This is a genomic window from Gemmatimonadota bacterium (genome assembly GCA_009838645.1).
In the GTDB taxonomy this organism is placed as follows: Bacteria; JAAXHH01; JAAXHH01; order JAAXHH01; family JAAXHH01; genus JAAXHH01.
The window spans coordinates 71,983-88,094 of the sequence record VXRC01000045.1 but is presented as its reverse complement, the minus strand read 5'-3'; the positions used below and the strand labels follow the sequence as shown (position 1 = coordinate 88,094).

14 protein-coding genes are annotated in these 16,112 nt (G+C 62.5%); 7 read left to right on the top strand and 7 right to left on the bottom strand.

Annotated features, from left to right (window positions below; genetic code table 11):
• Window positions 1-283 precede the first annotated feature (283 nt).
• Together F4Y38_12820 and F4Y38_12815 are read left to right on the top strand one after the other, a co-directional pair.
• Window positions 284-1,390 carry an ImmA/IrrE family metallo-endopeptidase gene (locus F4Y38_12820; GenBank protein MXY50164.1) on the top strand — a complete coding sequence of 369 codons (1,107 nt, stop codon included), beginning with the start codon at window positions 284-286 and terminating at the stop codon, window positions 1,388-1,390.
• A 6-nt stretch (window positions 1,391-1,396) separates the two neighbouring features.
• Window positions 1,397-1,912 (top strand): hypothetical protein, encoded by a 516-nt coding sequence (locus F4Y38_12815; GenBank protein ID MXY50163.1) that lies wholly within the window; start codon window positions 1,397-1,399, stop codon window positions 1,910-1,912.
• A gap of 33 nt (window positions 1,913-1,945) precedes the next feature.
• Here F4Y38_12815 and F4Y38_12810 read toward each other — a convergent pair whose 3' ends face one another.
• The 3 genes from F4Y38_12810 to F4Y38_12800 are packed head-to-tail and all read right to left on the bottom strand — an operon-like array spanning window position 1,946 to window position 4,873.
• Window positions 1,946-2,746 carry a phytanoyl-CoA dioxygenase family protein gene (locus F4Y38_12810; GenBank protein MXY50162.1) on the bottom strand — a complete coding sequence of 267 codons (801 nt, stop codon included), beginning with the start codon at window positions 2,744-2,746 and terminating at the stop codon, window positions 1,946-1,948.
• 3 nt (window positions 2,747-2,749) lie between these two features.
• Entirely contained in the window at window positions 2,750-3,514 is a 765-nt protein-coding gene (locus F4Y38_12805; GenBank protein MXY50161.1) for a hypothetical protein, read from the bottom strand.
• Window positions 3,515-3,538: 24 nt separating this feature from the next.
• Window positions 3,539-4,873, bottom strand: coding sequence for an aminotransferase class I/II-fold pyridoxal phosphate-dependent enzyme (locus F4Y38_12800; GenBank protein MXY50160.1), 1,335 nt, complete (start codon window positions 4,871-4,873; stop codon window positions 3,539-3,541).
• On the opposite strand from F4Y38_12800, the gene F4Y38_12795 reads away from it, so the two are divergent.
• On the top strand, window positions 4,437-5,876 hold the full coding sequence (locus F4Y38_12795) for an amidohydrolase family protein (GenBank protein ID MXY50159.1): 1,440 nt from the start codon (window positions 4,437-4,439) through the stop codon (window positions 5,874-5,876). The two genes, F4Y38_12800 and F4Y38_12795, sit on opposite strands and share 437 nt — an antisense overlap.
• Window positions 5,877-5,944: 68 nt before the next feature.
• Here the strand turns inward: F4Y38_12795 and F4Y38_12790 are convergent, their stop codons facing one another.
• Window positions 5,945-6,859, bottom strand: coding sequence for a hypothetical protein (locus F4Y38_12790; GenBank protein MXY50158.1), 915 nt, complete (start codon window positions 6,857-6,859; stop codon window positions 5,945-5,947).
• 171 nt (window positions 6,860-7,030) lie between these two features.
• Here F4Y38_12790 and F4Y38_12785 point away from each other — a divergent pair, with 171 nt between their 5' ends.
• Window positions 7,031-7,963, top strand: a complete 933-nt coding sequence (locus tag F4Y38_12785) for a hypothetical protein (protein MXY50157.1) — start codon at window positions 7,031-7,033, stop codon at window positions 7,961-7,963.
• Between the two features lie 69 nt (window positions 7,964-8,032).
• On the opposite strand, the gene F4Y38_12780 is transcribed toward F4Y38_12785, so the two are convergent.
• From F4Y38_12780 to F4Y38_12770, 3 genes are read right to left on the bottom strand one after another with little or no spacing between them, the layout of a single operon-like run.
• Window positions 8,033-10,108 (bottom strand): amino acid permease, encoded by a 2,076-nt coding sequence (locus tag F4Y38_12780; GenBank protein ID MXY50156.1) that lies wholly within the window; start codon window positions 10,106-10,108, stop codon window positions 8,033-8,035.
• Window positions 10,109-10,167: 59 nt separating this feature from the next.
• On the bottom strand, window positions 10,168-10,494 hold the full coding sequence (locus F4Y38_12775) for an NIPSNAP family protein (GenBank protein ID MXY50155.1): 327 nt from the start codon (window positions 10,492-10,494) through the stop codon (window positions 10,168-10,170).
• Between the two features lie 14 nt (window positions 10,495-10,508).
• Window positions 10,509-11,654: an alanine--glyoxylate aminotransferase family protein gene (locus F4Y38_12770; protein MXY50154.1), complete on the bottom strand. Its 1,146-nt coding sequence runs from the start codon at window positions 11,652-11,654 to the stop codon at window positions 10,509-10,511.
• A gap of 312 nt (window positions 11,655-11,966) precedes the next feature.
• Between F4Y38_12770 and ggt the strand changes: the two genes are divergently transcribed.
• From ggt to F4Y38_12755, 3 genes are all read left to right on the top strand, one after another.
• Complete coding sequence (gene ggt / locus F4Y38_12765) at window positions 11,967-13,739, top strand: gamma-glutamyltransferase (protein ID MXY50153.1); 1,773 nt, start codon at window positions 11,967-11,969, stop codon at window positions 13,737-13,739.
• Between the two features lie 72 nt (window positions 13,740-13,811).
• On the top strand, window positions 13,812-14,834 hold the full coding sequence (locus tag F4Y38_12760) for a pyridoxal-phosphate dependent enzyme (GenBank protein MXY50152.1): 1,023 nt from the start codon (window positions 13,812-13,814) through the stop codon (window positions 14,832-14,834).
• Window positions 14,812-16,112, top strand: a 1,301-nt coding sequence (locus F4Y38_12755) for a hypothetical protein (GenBank protein MXY50151.1), incomplete at its 3' end; no start/stop codon positions are given. The genes F4Y38_12760 and F4Y38_12755, both read left to right, overlap by 23 nt.

Below are 16,112 nucleotides of genomic sequence, written 5' to 3'. Positions count from 1 at the left end.
GATTACCTTCATCACAGGAGGATAGTTGAATCCTACTGATTTGTAATTCTGTTGTATGATCCTACAATCTCTCAAAAATACATGTTTCGTAGTATGTAATCAAACCCAAAGCAGATTTACTGCACTTCAAGCAGACTCATTGCAGTTCCTTCGCTCCCGGCGTATGCACTATGCTTACTGGGGCCGGAAGAAATCGTGAGGTAGCATCGAAAACACATTGCAATTTGCATAAAAATATTGCATATTAAAAAATGCAAGATTTTATATTCGCGGGAGGGTACAGATGACGACTGAGCTTATCGGCAGGCGGATAAAGGCATTGCGCGAGGAACGCGGGCTATCTCAGGAAAGCGTAGCGAACCTATTCGGCTTCTCGGATCGGCAGACGGTATCGGCTATCGAGACGGGCACGAGACGCGTGACGGCGGAGGAACTGCTGCTCGCCGTCGAAAGACTGGGGGCACCGCTCGAGTACTTTACCGACCCGTTTCTGCTGGCTGGCGACGGACGCTTCTCCTGGCGCCAGACAGGTGTCGAAGTTGAACGGCTCAAGGCCTGTGAACAGAGCGCCGGTCGCTGGATCGGCGCGTACCGCACACTGGCGCCGCAGGTCGGATACGAAACCCCGCTGATGCGGCGCGCGCTCGGTCTCACCCGCCGTGCACGTTTCGAGGACGCCATGGCGGCCGGCGAGCGGTTCGTCACCGAGTTTGACCTGGGTGAAGTCCCCGCCGCGCGCCTCATGGAAGTCATGGAACGCGAACTCGGCATCCTGGTCCTCATGATAGACACCGAGCACGGCATCTCGGGCGCGGCCTGCCGCCTGCCCGAACTCGACGCGGTGCTGATTGCACGACGTGAAGTCGTCGGACGCCGCCACTTCGATCTCGCCCATGAGTTGTTTCACATACTGACCTGGGATGCGATGCCACCCGAACACTCCGAGGATGCGATAGAGACCGGAGGCAACCGTGCCGAGCAACTCACCAACAACTTCGCGGCGGCGGTTCTGATGCCGACCGCCATCCTGGCGAGATTCGGTAGTTGGTCGGACCTCACTGAAGATAAGTTGATCCGGAAACTACACCTGGTGGCGAACGAGTTTCGCGTGACGGCCTCGGCACTGAGATGGCGGCTGGTCGCACTCGGTGAATTGAAACCTGCGGTCGCGCGGTCCCTCCCGGATGCGATATTACGCAACAACAGATCAGAAAAGGCTGAGAACGGCACGCCAGCCCTGTTCTCGAGACCGTTCATGAAGGTACTCGGTCTTGCGATCGAGAGGGGCTTAGTCTCGGTACGTAGTGTCGCTGGATTGCTCGACCTCAGTGTCGAGGACCTCGTGGATCTCTTCGCAGCACATGACGTCCAATGCGCAATCGAACTGTGAGGCGTCATGGCCCGGCATCAAGGCACCGTGCTGGTCGATACGAACGTTATTCTTGAGACTTATCGGACAGGATCGTGGCGATCGTTGGCAGGCGGCTACCCGGTGGAAACCGTCGAGGATTGCGTCGCAGAAACGCAGGCGGGTTTTCAGCGCCGAGGGTCCGCGATTCGAGTTATCGAAGGTGAATTGCGCAATTCCCTGAAAGCGGTCCATGCGGTCGAAAACCGCGAACGCGCAGCATTGGCCATTCGAATCACAGGTATCACACTGGACAGGGGAGAGGCTTCGCTTTGGGCCCATGCACTGAGCAGGACCGACGCATGGGTCTTGTGCGGTCCCGACCGGGCAAGTCTTCGTTGCGGCGTCCGACTTGGGTTCCGGCAGCGACTGGTATCGCTCGAAGACCTCCTCGATAATGTCGGAAACCGGTCAAGAACCACCCTGCGCCCAGCATACACGAGACGATGGCACAAACGCGTGATCGGCGAGTTACTTTTGATGGAGAAAGACGAGCCTATCTGAGGACGATCGATAGATCTGGACGGCGCATTACCCTTAGCTTCGTACCGTAGTCCCAACTTCTGTCGCGCCGTCCTTCCGCTGATCGACTGCACGCACGTGTTCCGCATAATCGTCGCCCCGGAAGTAGGCACCCTCAAGATTGTCCGTTTCGGTCGTGACCGACGCGGTAACCCAGTGCGTCGCGTAGCCGCGCCTCCAGCGGTCCGACGTGTTGCGGCGCGAGGAGTGGAGCGTTTCCGAGTGGTGGAAGACCACGCCGCCTTTGTGCACCGGCGCTGAGGCTTCCTTGTCCCAGTCGATCAGGTCGTCGGGAGGCGCTAGGTTGTAGGGTTGGCCGGGGACCTCCACGTGGTCGATGATGCCCTTCTTGTGCGAACCTGAGATGTACCTGAGACAGCCGTTCTCCTCGTCCACGTCGTCGAGGGCGATCCAGGCCGTGATGACGTGTCCGCCCGGTGTGCACCGGAAATAGAAGTTGTCCTGGTGGTAAGGTTTCTCCGACCCGAACCGCGGCGGTTTCATGAAGAGTTGGTCGCTCTTGAGCAGGGGTTCTTCACCTGTGAGCTGCAGGAGGATGTCCCGGAGCCGGCCATCCAAAGCGAAATCGCGGAATATCGGATTCCGCAGGTAGGGACTGTCGATCTTGCGCGGAGCGGTCTCGCCTGTTTCGGATCGGTCCAGCAGGTAGCCCTCCATGGATTCCTCAACTTCCATGGAATCCGCCGTTTCCACGGCCAATCGGGCCACCGAGTCGGCCTCTTCGGGACCGTAGACATCCTCGACGACCAACCATCCCCGCTCCTGGAATATCCGGATCTGTTCGTCACCAACCATGCTTCATCCGCTCCGCAGTGCGTCCAGGTTGTCCTGCAGGACGCGCAATCCATAGCCCAACGGGCTGCCGACGTTGATGTAACGGTAGCCCCACTCGATTTTCTGCCGGATGTCCTGGAGGTCGTCCAGCGTAGTCCCCGCCATTATGCCCGAGCCCTCGAGCCGCCGGGGGAATTCCCGGATGGCCGCCTGCACCTCGACCGACTCGGTTTCCGTGATCATCCCCATGGTGGCGGAAAGATCCGTGGGTCCCATGAAGAGGACGTCGATTCCTTCCACTTGCTTGATTTCGTCCAGGTTGGCGAGGGCTTCGACGCTTTCGATCTGCAGGACGGTGACGGTTTCCGCGTTGGCCGTTTTGGCCACGTGGCTGAAGTCCAACCCGGCCAGCATGGCCCAGTACGGGGATACGCCGCGCTGTCCCTCCGGCGCATAGCGGGCGAACTGCATCGCCTGCGCCGCCTCCTCAGCCGTATTGACCTGGGGGATCATGACGGCGACGGCGCCGATGTCATAGGCCTTCTTGATCAGCGCGGGATCGTTCCAGGCGACGCGTATCATGGGCGCCACATCGTTCTGGCGCGCAATCACCGGGACCATGTCCAGGTCTTCCACGGCACTCGCGGAATGCTCGGTATCGATCCAGAGGAAATCAATGTCGGAACGGCATACCACCGAGGCGGTGAACGAATCGTGGGCGGGCAGGACCGTGCCCAGCAGCAGTTCGCCGTCTCGGATACGCTGCTTGAGCGGGTTCGGGTATTTCATCCAGGACGGAACCCTTTCTGCCCTCTACAACGCGCTGCGTTCCCGCTTGAAGGCGGATATGAAGGCCTCGTTCTCGCGGGGCAGGCCGACGGATATGCGCATGAAGCCTTCCATGTCGAAGGCCTGGCGAACCCGGACCTTCTTCTCCCACAGGCGGTCCAGGAGGGTCTCCAGGTTGGGACCGACCTCGACGGTGACGAAGATGGTCTGCGTGCGCAGGGGGCTGTATCCCATGGCCTCCAGTTCCTCGTAGAGAAATGCCTTCCCCTCGCGGACAATTTGCACGGTACGCTGGACGTGCTGCTGGTCCTTCAGCGCGGCCATCGCGGCCACGATCGACAGGGTGTTCTTGTTGAGCAGGCCGATGCTGAATCGCTGCATGCGCTCCAGCAGGGCGGGATGGGCCACGCCGTAACCGACCCGCATGCCACCCAATCCGTAGGCCTTTGAGAAGGTCCGGGACACCAGCAGGTTCTCGACTTCCTTCGTCAGGGAAATCGTGGACGGATATGCGGGATCGTCGACGAACTGGATATACGCCTCGTCCACGCAGACGATGACGTCGTTCGGTACCGCCCGGATCGTTCGTTCCAACTCGGCGGGATCGAGGAGCTGGCCGGTGGGGTTGTTGGGATTGCAGATGCTGACGATGCGGGTGTTATCGTCTACCGCTGCCGATATGGCCGGCAGATCGATTTGCCAGTCCCCGGTCAGCGGAACCTGCTTGACGGCCTGTCCGAGTTCCTCGGCCGTCCTCGGAATGGACCTATAGGACGGGAAGGCCGTGACCGCGTTTCCCGGATTGTTCCAGAAAGCCGCCAATGTCGCGGTCAGCAGGATTTCCGACGAGCCCACGCCCAGGACGACCGACTCGGGGTCGACTCCGTGGTGACCCGCCAGGGCTTCTTCGAGCTCGTTGTGCATGGTATACCGGTTCATGCCGAACATCTTGCCCGCCACCGCCTCGATGGCCCGGTGCGACGCGCCGAGGGGGTTCTCGTTGATACTGAGCTGGACGAGCAGGGGGTCGTCGAGTCCCACGCCGTTCACGGGGCTGTCTGCGGTGCCGTTGACCATCTGTGCCGCCGCTTCCCAGGCCGGCGTGCCCATCAGCGTGACGCCCGCGCCGCCGAGCATGGTGCTGCGCAGGAAACTGCGCCGGTTCATGTCTTGTGCTTCAGCCATAATTGCCTCCGTCTTCGATGGCGATCTGATTGGATGTGATCTAGTGGCAAATGTGCTTATGAAACCGTGCAATGTCAAAGTTTCTTTTGGCCTTGAAAAGGATGCGCGATGGGGGTACACTGAACCAGTCTCATACGAATCGCAGTTTCCCCCGCAACCGCGAGGAACCTCCATGAGCGTACCAGATTATCAGGATTTCGATCGTAGTTTCTGGGACGAGGAACTGGCCGATTTCGTGCCGGAAACCGTCTACGACATGCACGTGCACATGTGGTCGGAACGGCATCGCGGCAAGCTTCCCCCGGACCCCACGGGGCTTCGGGTGGAGATCGACTACCAGGACCACCTGGCCTGGGCGGAGAAGCTGTATCCGGGCCGCAGGATGCACTACCTGGTCCTCGGCACGCCGATCCCCGGCGGGATCGACACGGAAGGGCACAACGACTGGATGGCCGGGGAGATGAAGCAGGACCCCGAATCGGCGATCAACATGATGGTCACACCCGACATGACGCCGGAATACGTGGCCGCCCAGGTGAAAAGACACGGCTTCCTGGGCCTCAAACCCTACCGGACCTTCGCGCCTGATCCCACCCACTGCCGCATCCGGGACTTCCTGCCCGAGTCCTTCATCGAGGTGGCCCATGACCTGGGACTGGCCATCACCATGCATATGTCCAAGCCGGAGGGACCGGCGGACGCCGACAACCAGCGGGATCTCGCCGATTACACGAAGCGCTATCCCCGCGCACAGTGGATCCTAGCCCACTGCGCCCGGGCTTTCAACTGCTTCATGATGGAGCGCGCCATCCACTTTCTCACGGACCTGCCCAACATCTGGTACGATACGTCGGCCGTGAACGACCTCTACTCCCAGTACCTGCTGATGAAGCACGAGGACCGGTCGCGGGTCATGTTCGGTTCGGACAACGTGGTGGCGGGTTGCGCCCGGGGCAAATATGTCACCTACGGGCGGGCGTGGACCTACTACGAGGGCACGACGGAAACGACACCCCACTGCGATTCCAGGGCGACGCTGGTCATCTACGAGCAGCTACGGCAGGAGAAGCAGGTGGCGGACATGCTGGGTCTGACGTCGCAGGAGATCGAGGACCATTTCTCCGGCAACGCCAGAAGGTTCCTGCGGCAGGTCCGCGGACAGCAGGACTGGCGGTAATAGGTCAACGTACGCACGGCGCCGCGCCGAGGGCAGGTCAGCGCGCTCGCCGTCCGCGCTGTCGCGTACTACCCCCGCGACGGCTCCGCCATGCGCAGCCTGGCCTTGCGGACCTCCTCCACGAGATGGTCCTGGTGGGCCAGGGGCTGTTCCAGGTGCTTCATGCGCGCTGGTCCGGCCGTCTCCAGCATGGCTTCCCCGTAGACGCTGTCGAGCCAGAACCGTGCGGCGGCGGCGATCTCGTTCTTCAGGATCGGTATATCCTTTTCGGCGAACCGGGCCGTGCAGTTGATCGTGAACATCCTCCGCCGGTCGCCGCCGCCCCAGGCGCTGTGCTTGGTGTTCTGGTTGAACACGACGATATCCCCTGGCTGCGTTTCGAGGGTCACGGCGGGCACTTCCCAGCCTTCGATGCCCCATTTTTCCGGCGATTCGCGGATCTGGGATTCCAGCGAATCGGCATAGGCGTCACCCCACCGGTGACTGCCCGGGATCACCCGTAGCGCCCCGGTTTCCCGCGTCAACGGATCCAGGTAGAAAGCCATCTTGTAGTAGATACGGGGAGGCGCGCCGCGCATCTTGCCCGACCAGTCCGTGTCCGAGTGCCACCGGGTGTCGTCCACGTAGAAATTGCCGTCGCTGCCGAGGTACACGAAATCGTCCCCCAGGAGGCTGCTGAAGATCCCGTTGATGCGGGGGTCGTCGATGAGCGAGGACAGCACGGTATTCTGGTCGATGAAGGGCACGATGCAGGATCTGGCCGTGCCGTCGTGGGGCTTGCCGTCGTGACCGCCGCCGCGTTCGGTCCAGACGGCCTCGAAGGCTTCGGTAATCTCGTCGATCCGGTCCTTCAACAACCCGGGGAATCCGAGATAGCCGAAGGTATCCATGAACGCCAGTTGTTCTTTCGTCAGTCGCATGGTTTGTTCTCCGCGCCGGACCGCTGGATCGGTCGGTCCGCTGGATCGGTCGGACCGCTGCATGAGCCGGACCGCTGATTTTGGGTAGGTTTAAGGCTTGTTAGGCACCGATGGATCAAATACAATCCAGAATATAACGCGCCGGTTTCCCATGGTGACAAAAAACACTGCGGGGCGCGATAAGAGAACCATCTATACGTGTAAAATCGTTGGCCCAAAAGGAAGGAGCGTTCCATGCGCCGGTTTACCCGCACCCCCTATCTCTCAGGACCGGACGATCCGGCATTCAAGGAGATCCGCGGCGTGCTCGAACCCGGGGAGACGGTCCAGGTGGAAACCTACGGCGGCCACGACCAGGACTATCTGGCCAAAGAGGACCTGCGGGCCGGAGCGGTCATGGACGTGGATCCCTACCGGTATTCACGGCCGTGCGGTCCCTTCCACATCGAGGGGATCGAGGCCGGGGACTGGGTGTCCGTGGAGATCCTAGACATGGAGGTCGGTCCCTACGGCTTCTACCGCAACGGCGGCCCACACTGGGGCAGTCTGCGCCTGATCGCGCCGGTGCGGGACGGCCTGGTCCATTTCCCGCCCGATTTCGTGGTGCCGGTGCGGCCCATGATCGGCGTCGTCATGCTGGAATCGGTCGCCCTCCACCAGATCGATACGGGCGGTAACATGGATTTCAACGCGATTCAACCGGGCAGCACGGTGCACATCTGCGCCCAGAAGCCGGGTGGACTGCTGTCCCTGGGCGACGTGCACGCCCGGATGGGGGACGGCGAGCTGACGGGCACGGGCGTGGAGATCGATTCGACGATCACGATGCGCGTGGACCGGTCGCCCGGGTTTCCGTGCAGCGCGCCGGTGGTAGAGAAGACCCGCATTGTGGAGTCGCAGGAGGAATACCTGACCAGCGGGCAGGGCTACAACTGGGAAGAGGCCGTCAAGATCGCCTGGAGCGAGATGAACGCCCTGATCGCGGACCGTTACGACACCACCGTGGAATATGCCAACCTCATCGTCGGCACCATCGCCGACGCCCGTCCGGGCTACGCCGCCGGCCTGCTGAACCGCCGCGGCAACACGGACGCCCAGGCCTACGTGACCTGCCAGATGGCGGTTACGAAGGAGCTGCGCCGGACAGGGACGCCCTACGTGCCCTGAGCAGGACATAGCGTCGGAAGGGGGCATCACCGGCGTGGACATATCCGACGAGACCGCCGACTACGTGCCCTAGTCGTGGTACATCCGCCGGAAGGCGTCCAAGTCCCCGGGATCTCCGATAACGGTCAATAGATCGCCGGACCTGATCACGGTGTCGCCCGTGGGAACGATCACCTCGTCGAAATGGCGTATCCACACGATCCGGCATCCTCCCGGGATTTCCATTTCCGATACGGGCACTCCGATCAGGCCGCTTGCGGGCGACTGGGGAAGGACCGGGACGGTCAGGTACCGGTCGCTCCGCAGGAAGATGTCGCGAAGGGCGTGTTCGTCCACCGCGGCGATCCACACCAGGCCGAAGTTCACGTCATCGGCCCGTTCCGCGATCCGGGCCAGCATGCGCAAATGCAGCGCGGTGTGCTCCGCGGGGCTGACCAGGAAGAAAAACGCGTAAATTTCGTCGGAACTCAGTGTGCCGGACACGGGACTTGTATTGTCTACCCGCACGCCTTCGAATGAGCGGACGAGTACCAGTTCCGGCAGGGCGATATCCTGCATGCGAAAATGGCGCATCATCACGCCTTCGGCGACCGGCGTGCCGCCCGCATCGGCCTGCTGCATGAACCTGTCATTGATTTCATCGACTGAAAGCCCGATTCTGGGCGACAGCTTTTCCGCCGCGACGGCGATAACCCGTTCGAAATCGACTTTCTCTTCCAGATCGACCGGCTGGCACCGGGTGATCATGTCTTCAAAGGGGTCTTCGTCCCGGAGCCCTTTTTCCTTCAGGATCCCGCGCAGTTCCCGGTCCAGCCCCTGGTAACGCGACCGGCCGAGCCGCTCGAAGATGTGGTAGATCGCGCCGTTGCGGTCCGCCCTGAACCGCGCGTAGTAGAAATACCACAGGGTCCCGGCGGCGATGAATCCGACGATGAAAAGGATGGCCGGCCAACCCATCTGCCAGATCACCAGGAAGGGCAGAATCATGCCCGCGATGTGCATCCAGGGGTACCAGGGCGAGTGGTATCCCGGGTCGTACTCGGCAATGCGGCTTTCCCGCATCACGACGACCGCGAGGCACACGACGGCGAAAACGACGAGTTGAAAGGCGCTCGCCAGCTTGGCGATGCCCACGGGGTCGAGGGTCAGCAGGATAACGAGGATGCTTCCCACCGTAACGATCAGCGAGTGGACCGGCACGCCCTTGGCGGTTACCTGGCTCATTCCGATGGGCAGCAGGCGGTCCCGGCTCATCGCCAGCGGATAGCGGGAAGCGCTCAGGATGCCCGCGTTCGCCACGGAGACGAAGGCGAGCAGGGCCGCCACGGAGAGGAGCAGGCTTCCCCACCAGCCGTACAGGATGCCGGCCGCCGTCGCCGCCGGCGTCAGGTCGCCCGCAAGGCGTTCGATGGGAATGACGCCCACCATGACCGCCGTGCCGAGGGCGTACACTGCGACGGCGGTGGCCAGGGCCAGGAATACGCCCCGGGGAAGGGTCTTTTCCGGTTTTTCGATTTCTTCCGCGAGACTGGCGACCTTGGTCACACCTACGTAGCTGATGTAGACCAGTCCCGCCGTCCCCATGAGCGTGGTGAGCTCGACGTCGAAGAGGCCCTCGAACGCAACGGCATCCAGTGTCGGGACCCCGCCGCCGACAAAACCGGCCAGCAGCAGGAGCAGGGCCATCACCAGGTAGATCTGCAGGCGGCCGCTCCTCGCGGCGCCGAAGTAGTTCACCGCGCCGAGGCCCGCTGCAAGCGCCAGGGCCACGGGCAGCTGGGGCAGGCCCGGGAAGAAAAGGGCGATGTAGGCGCCCATGCCCACCAGGGCGAAGGTAACCTTGAGGATGAGCGCCAGCCAGGTCCCGATCCCCGTAATCAGTCCGGCGTAAGATCCCAGGGAACGGTCGACGAAGTAGTACACGCCGCCCGCGCGTGGCATGGCGGTGGCCAGTTCCACGATGCAGAGCATGGCCGGGATGAGGGGAAGGGTCGCCAGCAGGTAGGCCAGTACGAGGGATGGTCCGGCCTCCATCGCCGCGAGGCCGGGCAGCAGAAAGAAGCCCGCGCTCAACGTGGTGCCCGTCGCGACGGCGTAGACTTCGGAGAACCGCAGTTCCTTCCTGAGGCGCTGTGTTTTCGCCATGTCGGTGCCGATCTGCTGCAGGGCGTTTTACTGCAGGGGCGTGCTGCTGCAGGGGCGTTCTATTGCAGGGGAGAAAAGGGAACCGGCGTCAGGATCCGGTTGGCCACCTCGGCGACCAGCACGCCGTTCCTTTCGCTGTCGGCCTTAGCCTTGATCCATGCGGGATCGGCCATGAAAGCCGCCCAGGCCCGGTCGCGGTGGTTCGCGTCGTCAAAGGCCAGCAGGTAGGTGACCTCGTGGTTGCTCGGGCCTACCGCGGTCTGCCAGAAACCGACCAGCTTCATACCGTGTTTCTCGAAGAGGGGCACGGCATGGTTCGTGAACCGGTCCAGTATATCCGGCACGCGGCCGGGCATGACTTTGTAGATCCGCTCTTCGTAGATCATCTCGGTATCTCCGATCAGTCCAGGCCGGCCAGGCACGCGCCGCGCTCCACGTCGAATCCCTGGCGGCGCAGGTACTGCTCCAGTCCGACGAGGAAGGGCGTGACGGCCTCCAGGTTGGCGTTGTGCGCCATGTGGCCCACGCGTATGGTCCGGTTCACGTAGTCGCCCAGGCCCAGGCCGACATGCATGCCGTACTCGGCCTTCATGAAATCGGAAAAAGCGACGGGCTTGAACCGGTCTTCCGACAGGATGACCGTCATGTTGACGCAGGCGGCCCGTTCCTCGGCCATGACCTCGAGACCCATGGCGCGCACGCCTTCCCGCACCACACGGGCGACCTTGCGGTGCCGGGTCCAGCAGGCCTCGAGCCCCTCTTCCAGGATATCGTCCGTGCTTCTGATCAAGGCGACGAAGTTGTTGACGGGCATGGTGCCGGGATGGGGATGGACGTCGGCCTGGGTCTCGGCGAAGTGGCGCAGGTTCTGCAGGTCGGCCATGAACCCACGGGGCTCCAGCCGGTCTTTCATGGCGTCCCAGGCCCGGTCGCTCACGGCCACGAGGGCCAGGCCCGGCGGCGCGCCCAGGGCCTTCTGGGAGGCGCACACCGTCACGTCGATGTCCCAGGCGTCCATCAGGTACTGCTCGCCGCCCACGGAAGCGATGGTATCCACCAGGACGAGCATGCCGTGTTCCCGGGCGGCGGCGGCCAGTTCATGCACCGGGTTGGCTACGCCTGTCGACGTTTCCCCGTGCACCATGAAGACCGCCTTCAGACCTGGATTCGCCGCGGCTGCCTCGTGGATGTCCGTCGCCTCGAAGGGCACGCCCCAGGGTTTCTTCGACACCACCGAATCCAGCCCGAAAGCCCTTGCGAGATCGTCCAGTCGCTTGCCGAAGAGGCCGTTGTCCAGGGTCAGAATCCGGTCGCCGGGATTGAACAGGCTGTTCATCACCACATCGTTGGCCGTGTGGCCCGATCCCACGAGCGGGAAAACGTCGCCTTCCGTCCCGATCACGCGCTGGAGATTGGATACGGTCTTGCGCCAGATTTCGACCCATCGGTCGCCGTAATGTGCGGTGAGGGGATCGCTCATGTGGGCGAGCACGTCGGGGCTGACTTCGATGGGGCCGGGGATCATCAGGCGGTAGTGTTTGCGCATGGAGGTTACCTGTGGATAGGGAGCATCAGATGAGCTCGGTCGTCGTTTCCTGGCGGTCGAAACATCGTTCGAATATACGGCAACGCGGCAGGTGGATCAACAGAGAAAAACTGAAGGTGCAAAGGGTGGCCGCCGTATGTTAAATAGTATATTTGTGGGCTTTCGCAGGTTGCCGGATATACATTGGCCTTGACTCAGACAGGATGTCCGCCTTTATTACTTCTGTCTGTACCTGAGGAAGATGATGTCCCCGATTTGCATTCGACCCGTAAACACAGCGGAATCGTCACCATTAGCATGAGGTTTCGGTAAATGAACCATCGATTCAAGACCCTGGCCGTTCTGTTCGGCTTCATCCTTCTGTCCGCGACCGTTCAAACTTCCCATGCGGCCTCGCGCAATCCGGTTGTCGGCAAGAAGGGCATGGCGGTGGCCGTCGAACCCCTGGCCACGCAGATCGCCGCGGACATCCTCAAGAAGGGTGGTAACGCGGTGGACGCGGCCGTGGGACTGGGGCTGGCCCTGGCGGTGACCCATCCTTCCGCCGGCAACATCGGCGGCGGGGGCTTCATGGTCATCCGCCTGGCGGACGGTACGGCCGTGGCCGTCGACTACAGGGAAAAGGCGCCCGGGAAGGCCCATGCCCGGATGTACCTGGATCCGGACGGTAACCGGGCCGTGAACCAGAACGTCGTCCTCACCCGCGGCGACGGCACCTCCTATCATCCCTTCACCAACCGGATCCACCACCTGGCCATCGGCGTCCCGGGCACCGTCGCGGGATTCGCCCTGGCCCTCGAGAAGTACGGCACCATGTCCATGGCGGAGGTTATCCAGCCCGCCATCGATCTCGCCGAGAACGGTTTTATCCTGACGGAACGCATCGCCCGGGGACTGAACGGCCGCAAGGTCATTTTCGACCAGATCCCCGCGAGCAAGGCGGCCATGCTGCGCAGCGACGGCGAAGCCTGGCAGGAAGGCGACCGCTGGATCCAGAAAGACCTGGCGGAAACCCTGAAGCTTATCGCGCAACACGGTCACGACGGCTTTTACAAGGGAAAAACCGCCGAGCTGATCGAGAAGGACATGATGGCCGGCGGCGGCATGATCGACCGGACCGACCTGGCCAACTACCAGGCGATCGTCAGGGAACCCATACGCAACACCTACCGCGGGGAATACGAGATCATCTCCATGCCCCCGCCGAGTTCGGGCGGCATCACCATGTCGCTGATGCTCAATATACTCGAAGGGTACGATGTGGGCCGGATGGGCCATAACGCGTCCAACACCCTTCACGTCATGACCGAAGCCATGCGCAGGGCCTACGCCGAACGCGCCCGCCACCTGGGAGACGCGGACTTCGTCGAGATACCGGGACATCTCACGACGAAGGAGTACGCCGCGGAGCTTCGGGCCACGATCGATCCCTTCTTCGCCACGCCCAGCGAGGAACTGGGACCTGAACTGACCATGGCAACGGAGCCCATGGAAACAACCCATTATTCCGTCGTCGACCAGTGGGGCAACGGCGTATCGAACACCTATACGCTTGAGGGCGGGTACGGCTCCCACATCGTCATCGCGGGAACGGGCATGATCACGAACAACGAGATGGGCGATTTCAATTACCAACCGGGGGTCACCCGAAACACCGGACAGATCGGCACGCCGCCGAACCTCATCGAACCGAACAAGCGGATGCTGAGTTCGATGTCGCCGACCATCGTTACGCGCAACGGCGAACTGTACCTGGTAGTGGGCAGCCCCGGGGGACGCACGATCATCAATACGACCATGCAGCTGATCCTGAATGTCGTCGATCACGGCATGAACATCCAGGAAGCAGTCGACGCGCCGCGCATCCACCACCAGTGGTTCCCGGACTTCCTACGCGTGGAAGGCGGAGTGGGGACCGACGTCGTCGACGCCCTGAAGACGAAGGGGCATAATCTCAGCAGTCGCGGATGGGGGGGCGGATCATACCGCCAGGGAGACGGCCACAGTATCATGGTGGACCCCGAAACCGGCGATCGGCTGGGCGCCCCGGACCCCAGGATCGAAGGCGCTGCATTCGGACATTAGGCGAACGCGCCGGATGATGCCCGCCGGGATGATTCCCGCGGGGAACCCGGCCTCTCGCCTGCTGGAGCAGCCATATTGAAGTTGTACGACCGTGACGCCGCGCAGGAACTGCGTCACCTTCTGGGCAGGTTCACCCGAGCGCCGGTGGCCCACCTGCCCACTCCGCTACAGGACTGTCCTCGCCTGGGGGAGGCCCTCGGGGGCCCTCGTATATACATCAAACGCGATGACATGACCGGACTGGCCATGGGTGGAAACAAGGCCCGCCAGTTCACCTACTCGCTGGGTCCCGCTCTCGAGAACGGGTGCGACTACCTGGTCCACGGCTCCGATTCCCAGTCCAACCAGTCCGCGCAGACCGCCGCGGCCGCCGCCCGGCTGGGCATGAAGTCCATCGTGGTCATCCCGCGGGACCACCGATCCTATCCCGTTTCCGGCAACCTGCTGCTCAACCACCTCATGGCGGACCAGATCAAGTACGTCTTTCCCCTGACCGTGAAGGACGAGTTGAAAAAGCAGATCGAGGTCCTGGAAACGAAGGGATCGAAGGCTTACGACACGAGCAGCGACGGTGCGATCCTGCGTGCCGTGGCCTACGTCGACGCCGTCCTCGAACTGTGCGAACAACTCGCGCAGCGGAGCATAACACCAAGGGCCATCTATACGAGTTCCATGACCCATACCATCGTCGGGCTGGTAGTCGGACTGCGCGCCGTCTCCGCCAGCTTCAAGGCCGTCGGGCTCAACTACTGGGTGGGAGACGACCGGGAGATGCAGGAACGTCTCGCGCCCGTGGCCAACGAATGCGCCTCGGTCATCGGACTGAAACACACTTTCACACCGGACGATTTCGATGTCTCCTGCGCGTTCGCCAAACCGGATTTCGGCGAACCGTCGCGAACCAGCCTCGAGACCATGCGCCTGGTGGCGCAGACCGAGGGCATCGTACTTGACCCGGTATACACGGCCAAGGCCATGGACGGCCTGGCCATACACATCCGCGAGGGGCGGTTCCGGACGGACGATTCCGTCGTATTCCTTCACACGGGAGGAACGCCCGCCGTATTCGCCTATGGAGACGAGCTCTTCGGTTGAGCCGCTCCGGTTGGATACACCAACCCATTCACGAGAGGTTATATCTATTTTGTTTCGCAGATCATCCAGGACGTCACGAACGTCCAAGACAGACAGCAAGGAGCAGGCCGTCCTGACCAGACGGGTTACCAGAGACCGGGTCCACCAGGTATTCGGTCCGAACGTCTCACCGGCCATCACGGTGAGCCGCGGCGAAACCGTCGTAGTGGAAACGCAGGACTGCTACCGGGGTCTCCTTACAAAAGAACCCAACACCCATGGAGACGTCGACCGGCCCGGGGGTATACCCGTAACCGGTCCGATCTACGTGGAAGAAGCCAGCATCGGCGATGTGCTGTCGATCCAGGTCAAGCAGATCGAGACGGCCGGTACCGGCGTGTTCGCCGTGCGGCCGGAGTCAGGCGTTCCCGGTCAGGATATCGAAAAACCTGAGGTGCGCGTCCTCAAAGTCAACGAAAACCAGGTTCACCTGGACGACCGGCTCAAGCTGCCGCTTCACCCGGTGATCGGGAGCATGGGCGTGGCTGCCAGGCACGGGGAAATCGATACCGTCTACCCGGGCCGGCACGGCGGAAACATGGACACCCTGGAAATCACGACAGGGTCCCGGGTCTACCTCCCCGTGCAGGTCAACGGCGCCCTGTTGTCGCTGGGCGATGTGAAGGCCTGCGTGGGAGATGGACAGATCGCCGGTTCCGGCGTGGAAGTCGAAGCGGAGGTCACCCTGCGGGTGGACACACTGCCGGGCGGCCGGTTCTCCTGGCCCCGAGTCGAATCGAAGGGCGAATGGATCACCATCACGTCCGCGTCTACGGTGGACCAGGCGGCGCGCCTGGCGATCACGGAAATGGTGAAATGGATCTCGCAGGACAAGGGGCTCGACTTCGATACGGCCTACGCGCTGGTCAGCCTGGGCGGCAGCCTGCGCGTCAGCCAGTGGGGGAATCCATTGACGACCGCGCGCATGGTCTTCCCCAAGCGCCTGATCAACAAGCTCAAATCGGTGCCCGCCGCATCCGGCCGGCTCAATTACCGGGTGCTGCCGCCCGCGGCCAATGGCGACGCCGGAGGCGAGACCGGGGCGGCCGAAACGGAACAACCCGCAGCCCGTTCATCCCGCAGGTCCGGCACGGGGCGTTCGCAGCGTGGATCGGGCAGGTCCCGGCAATCCGGCGGCCGGCGCGGAACGCGCCAGAAGTCGAACGGCGCGCCGGCTCCCGCCAGCGGCGAGAACGACCAGCAGGTCGCAGCCAAAGACGACCAGCAGGACGCGGCCAA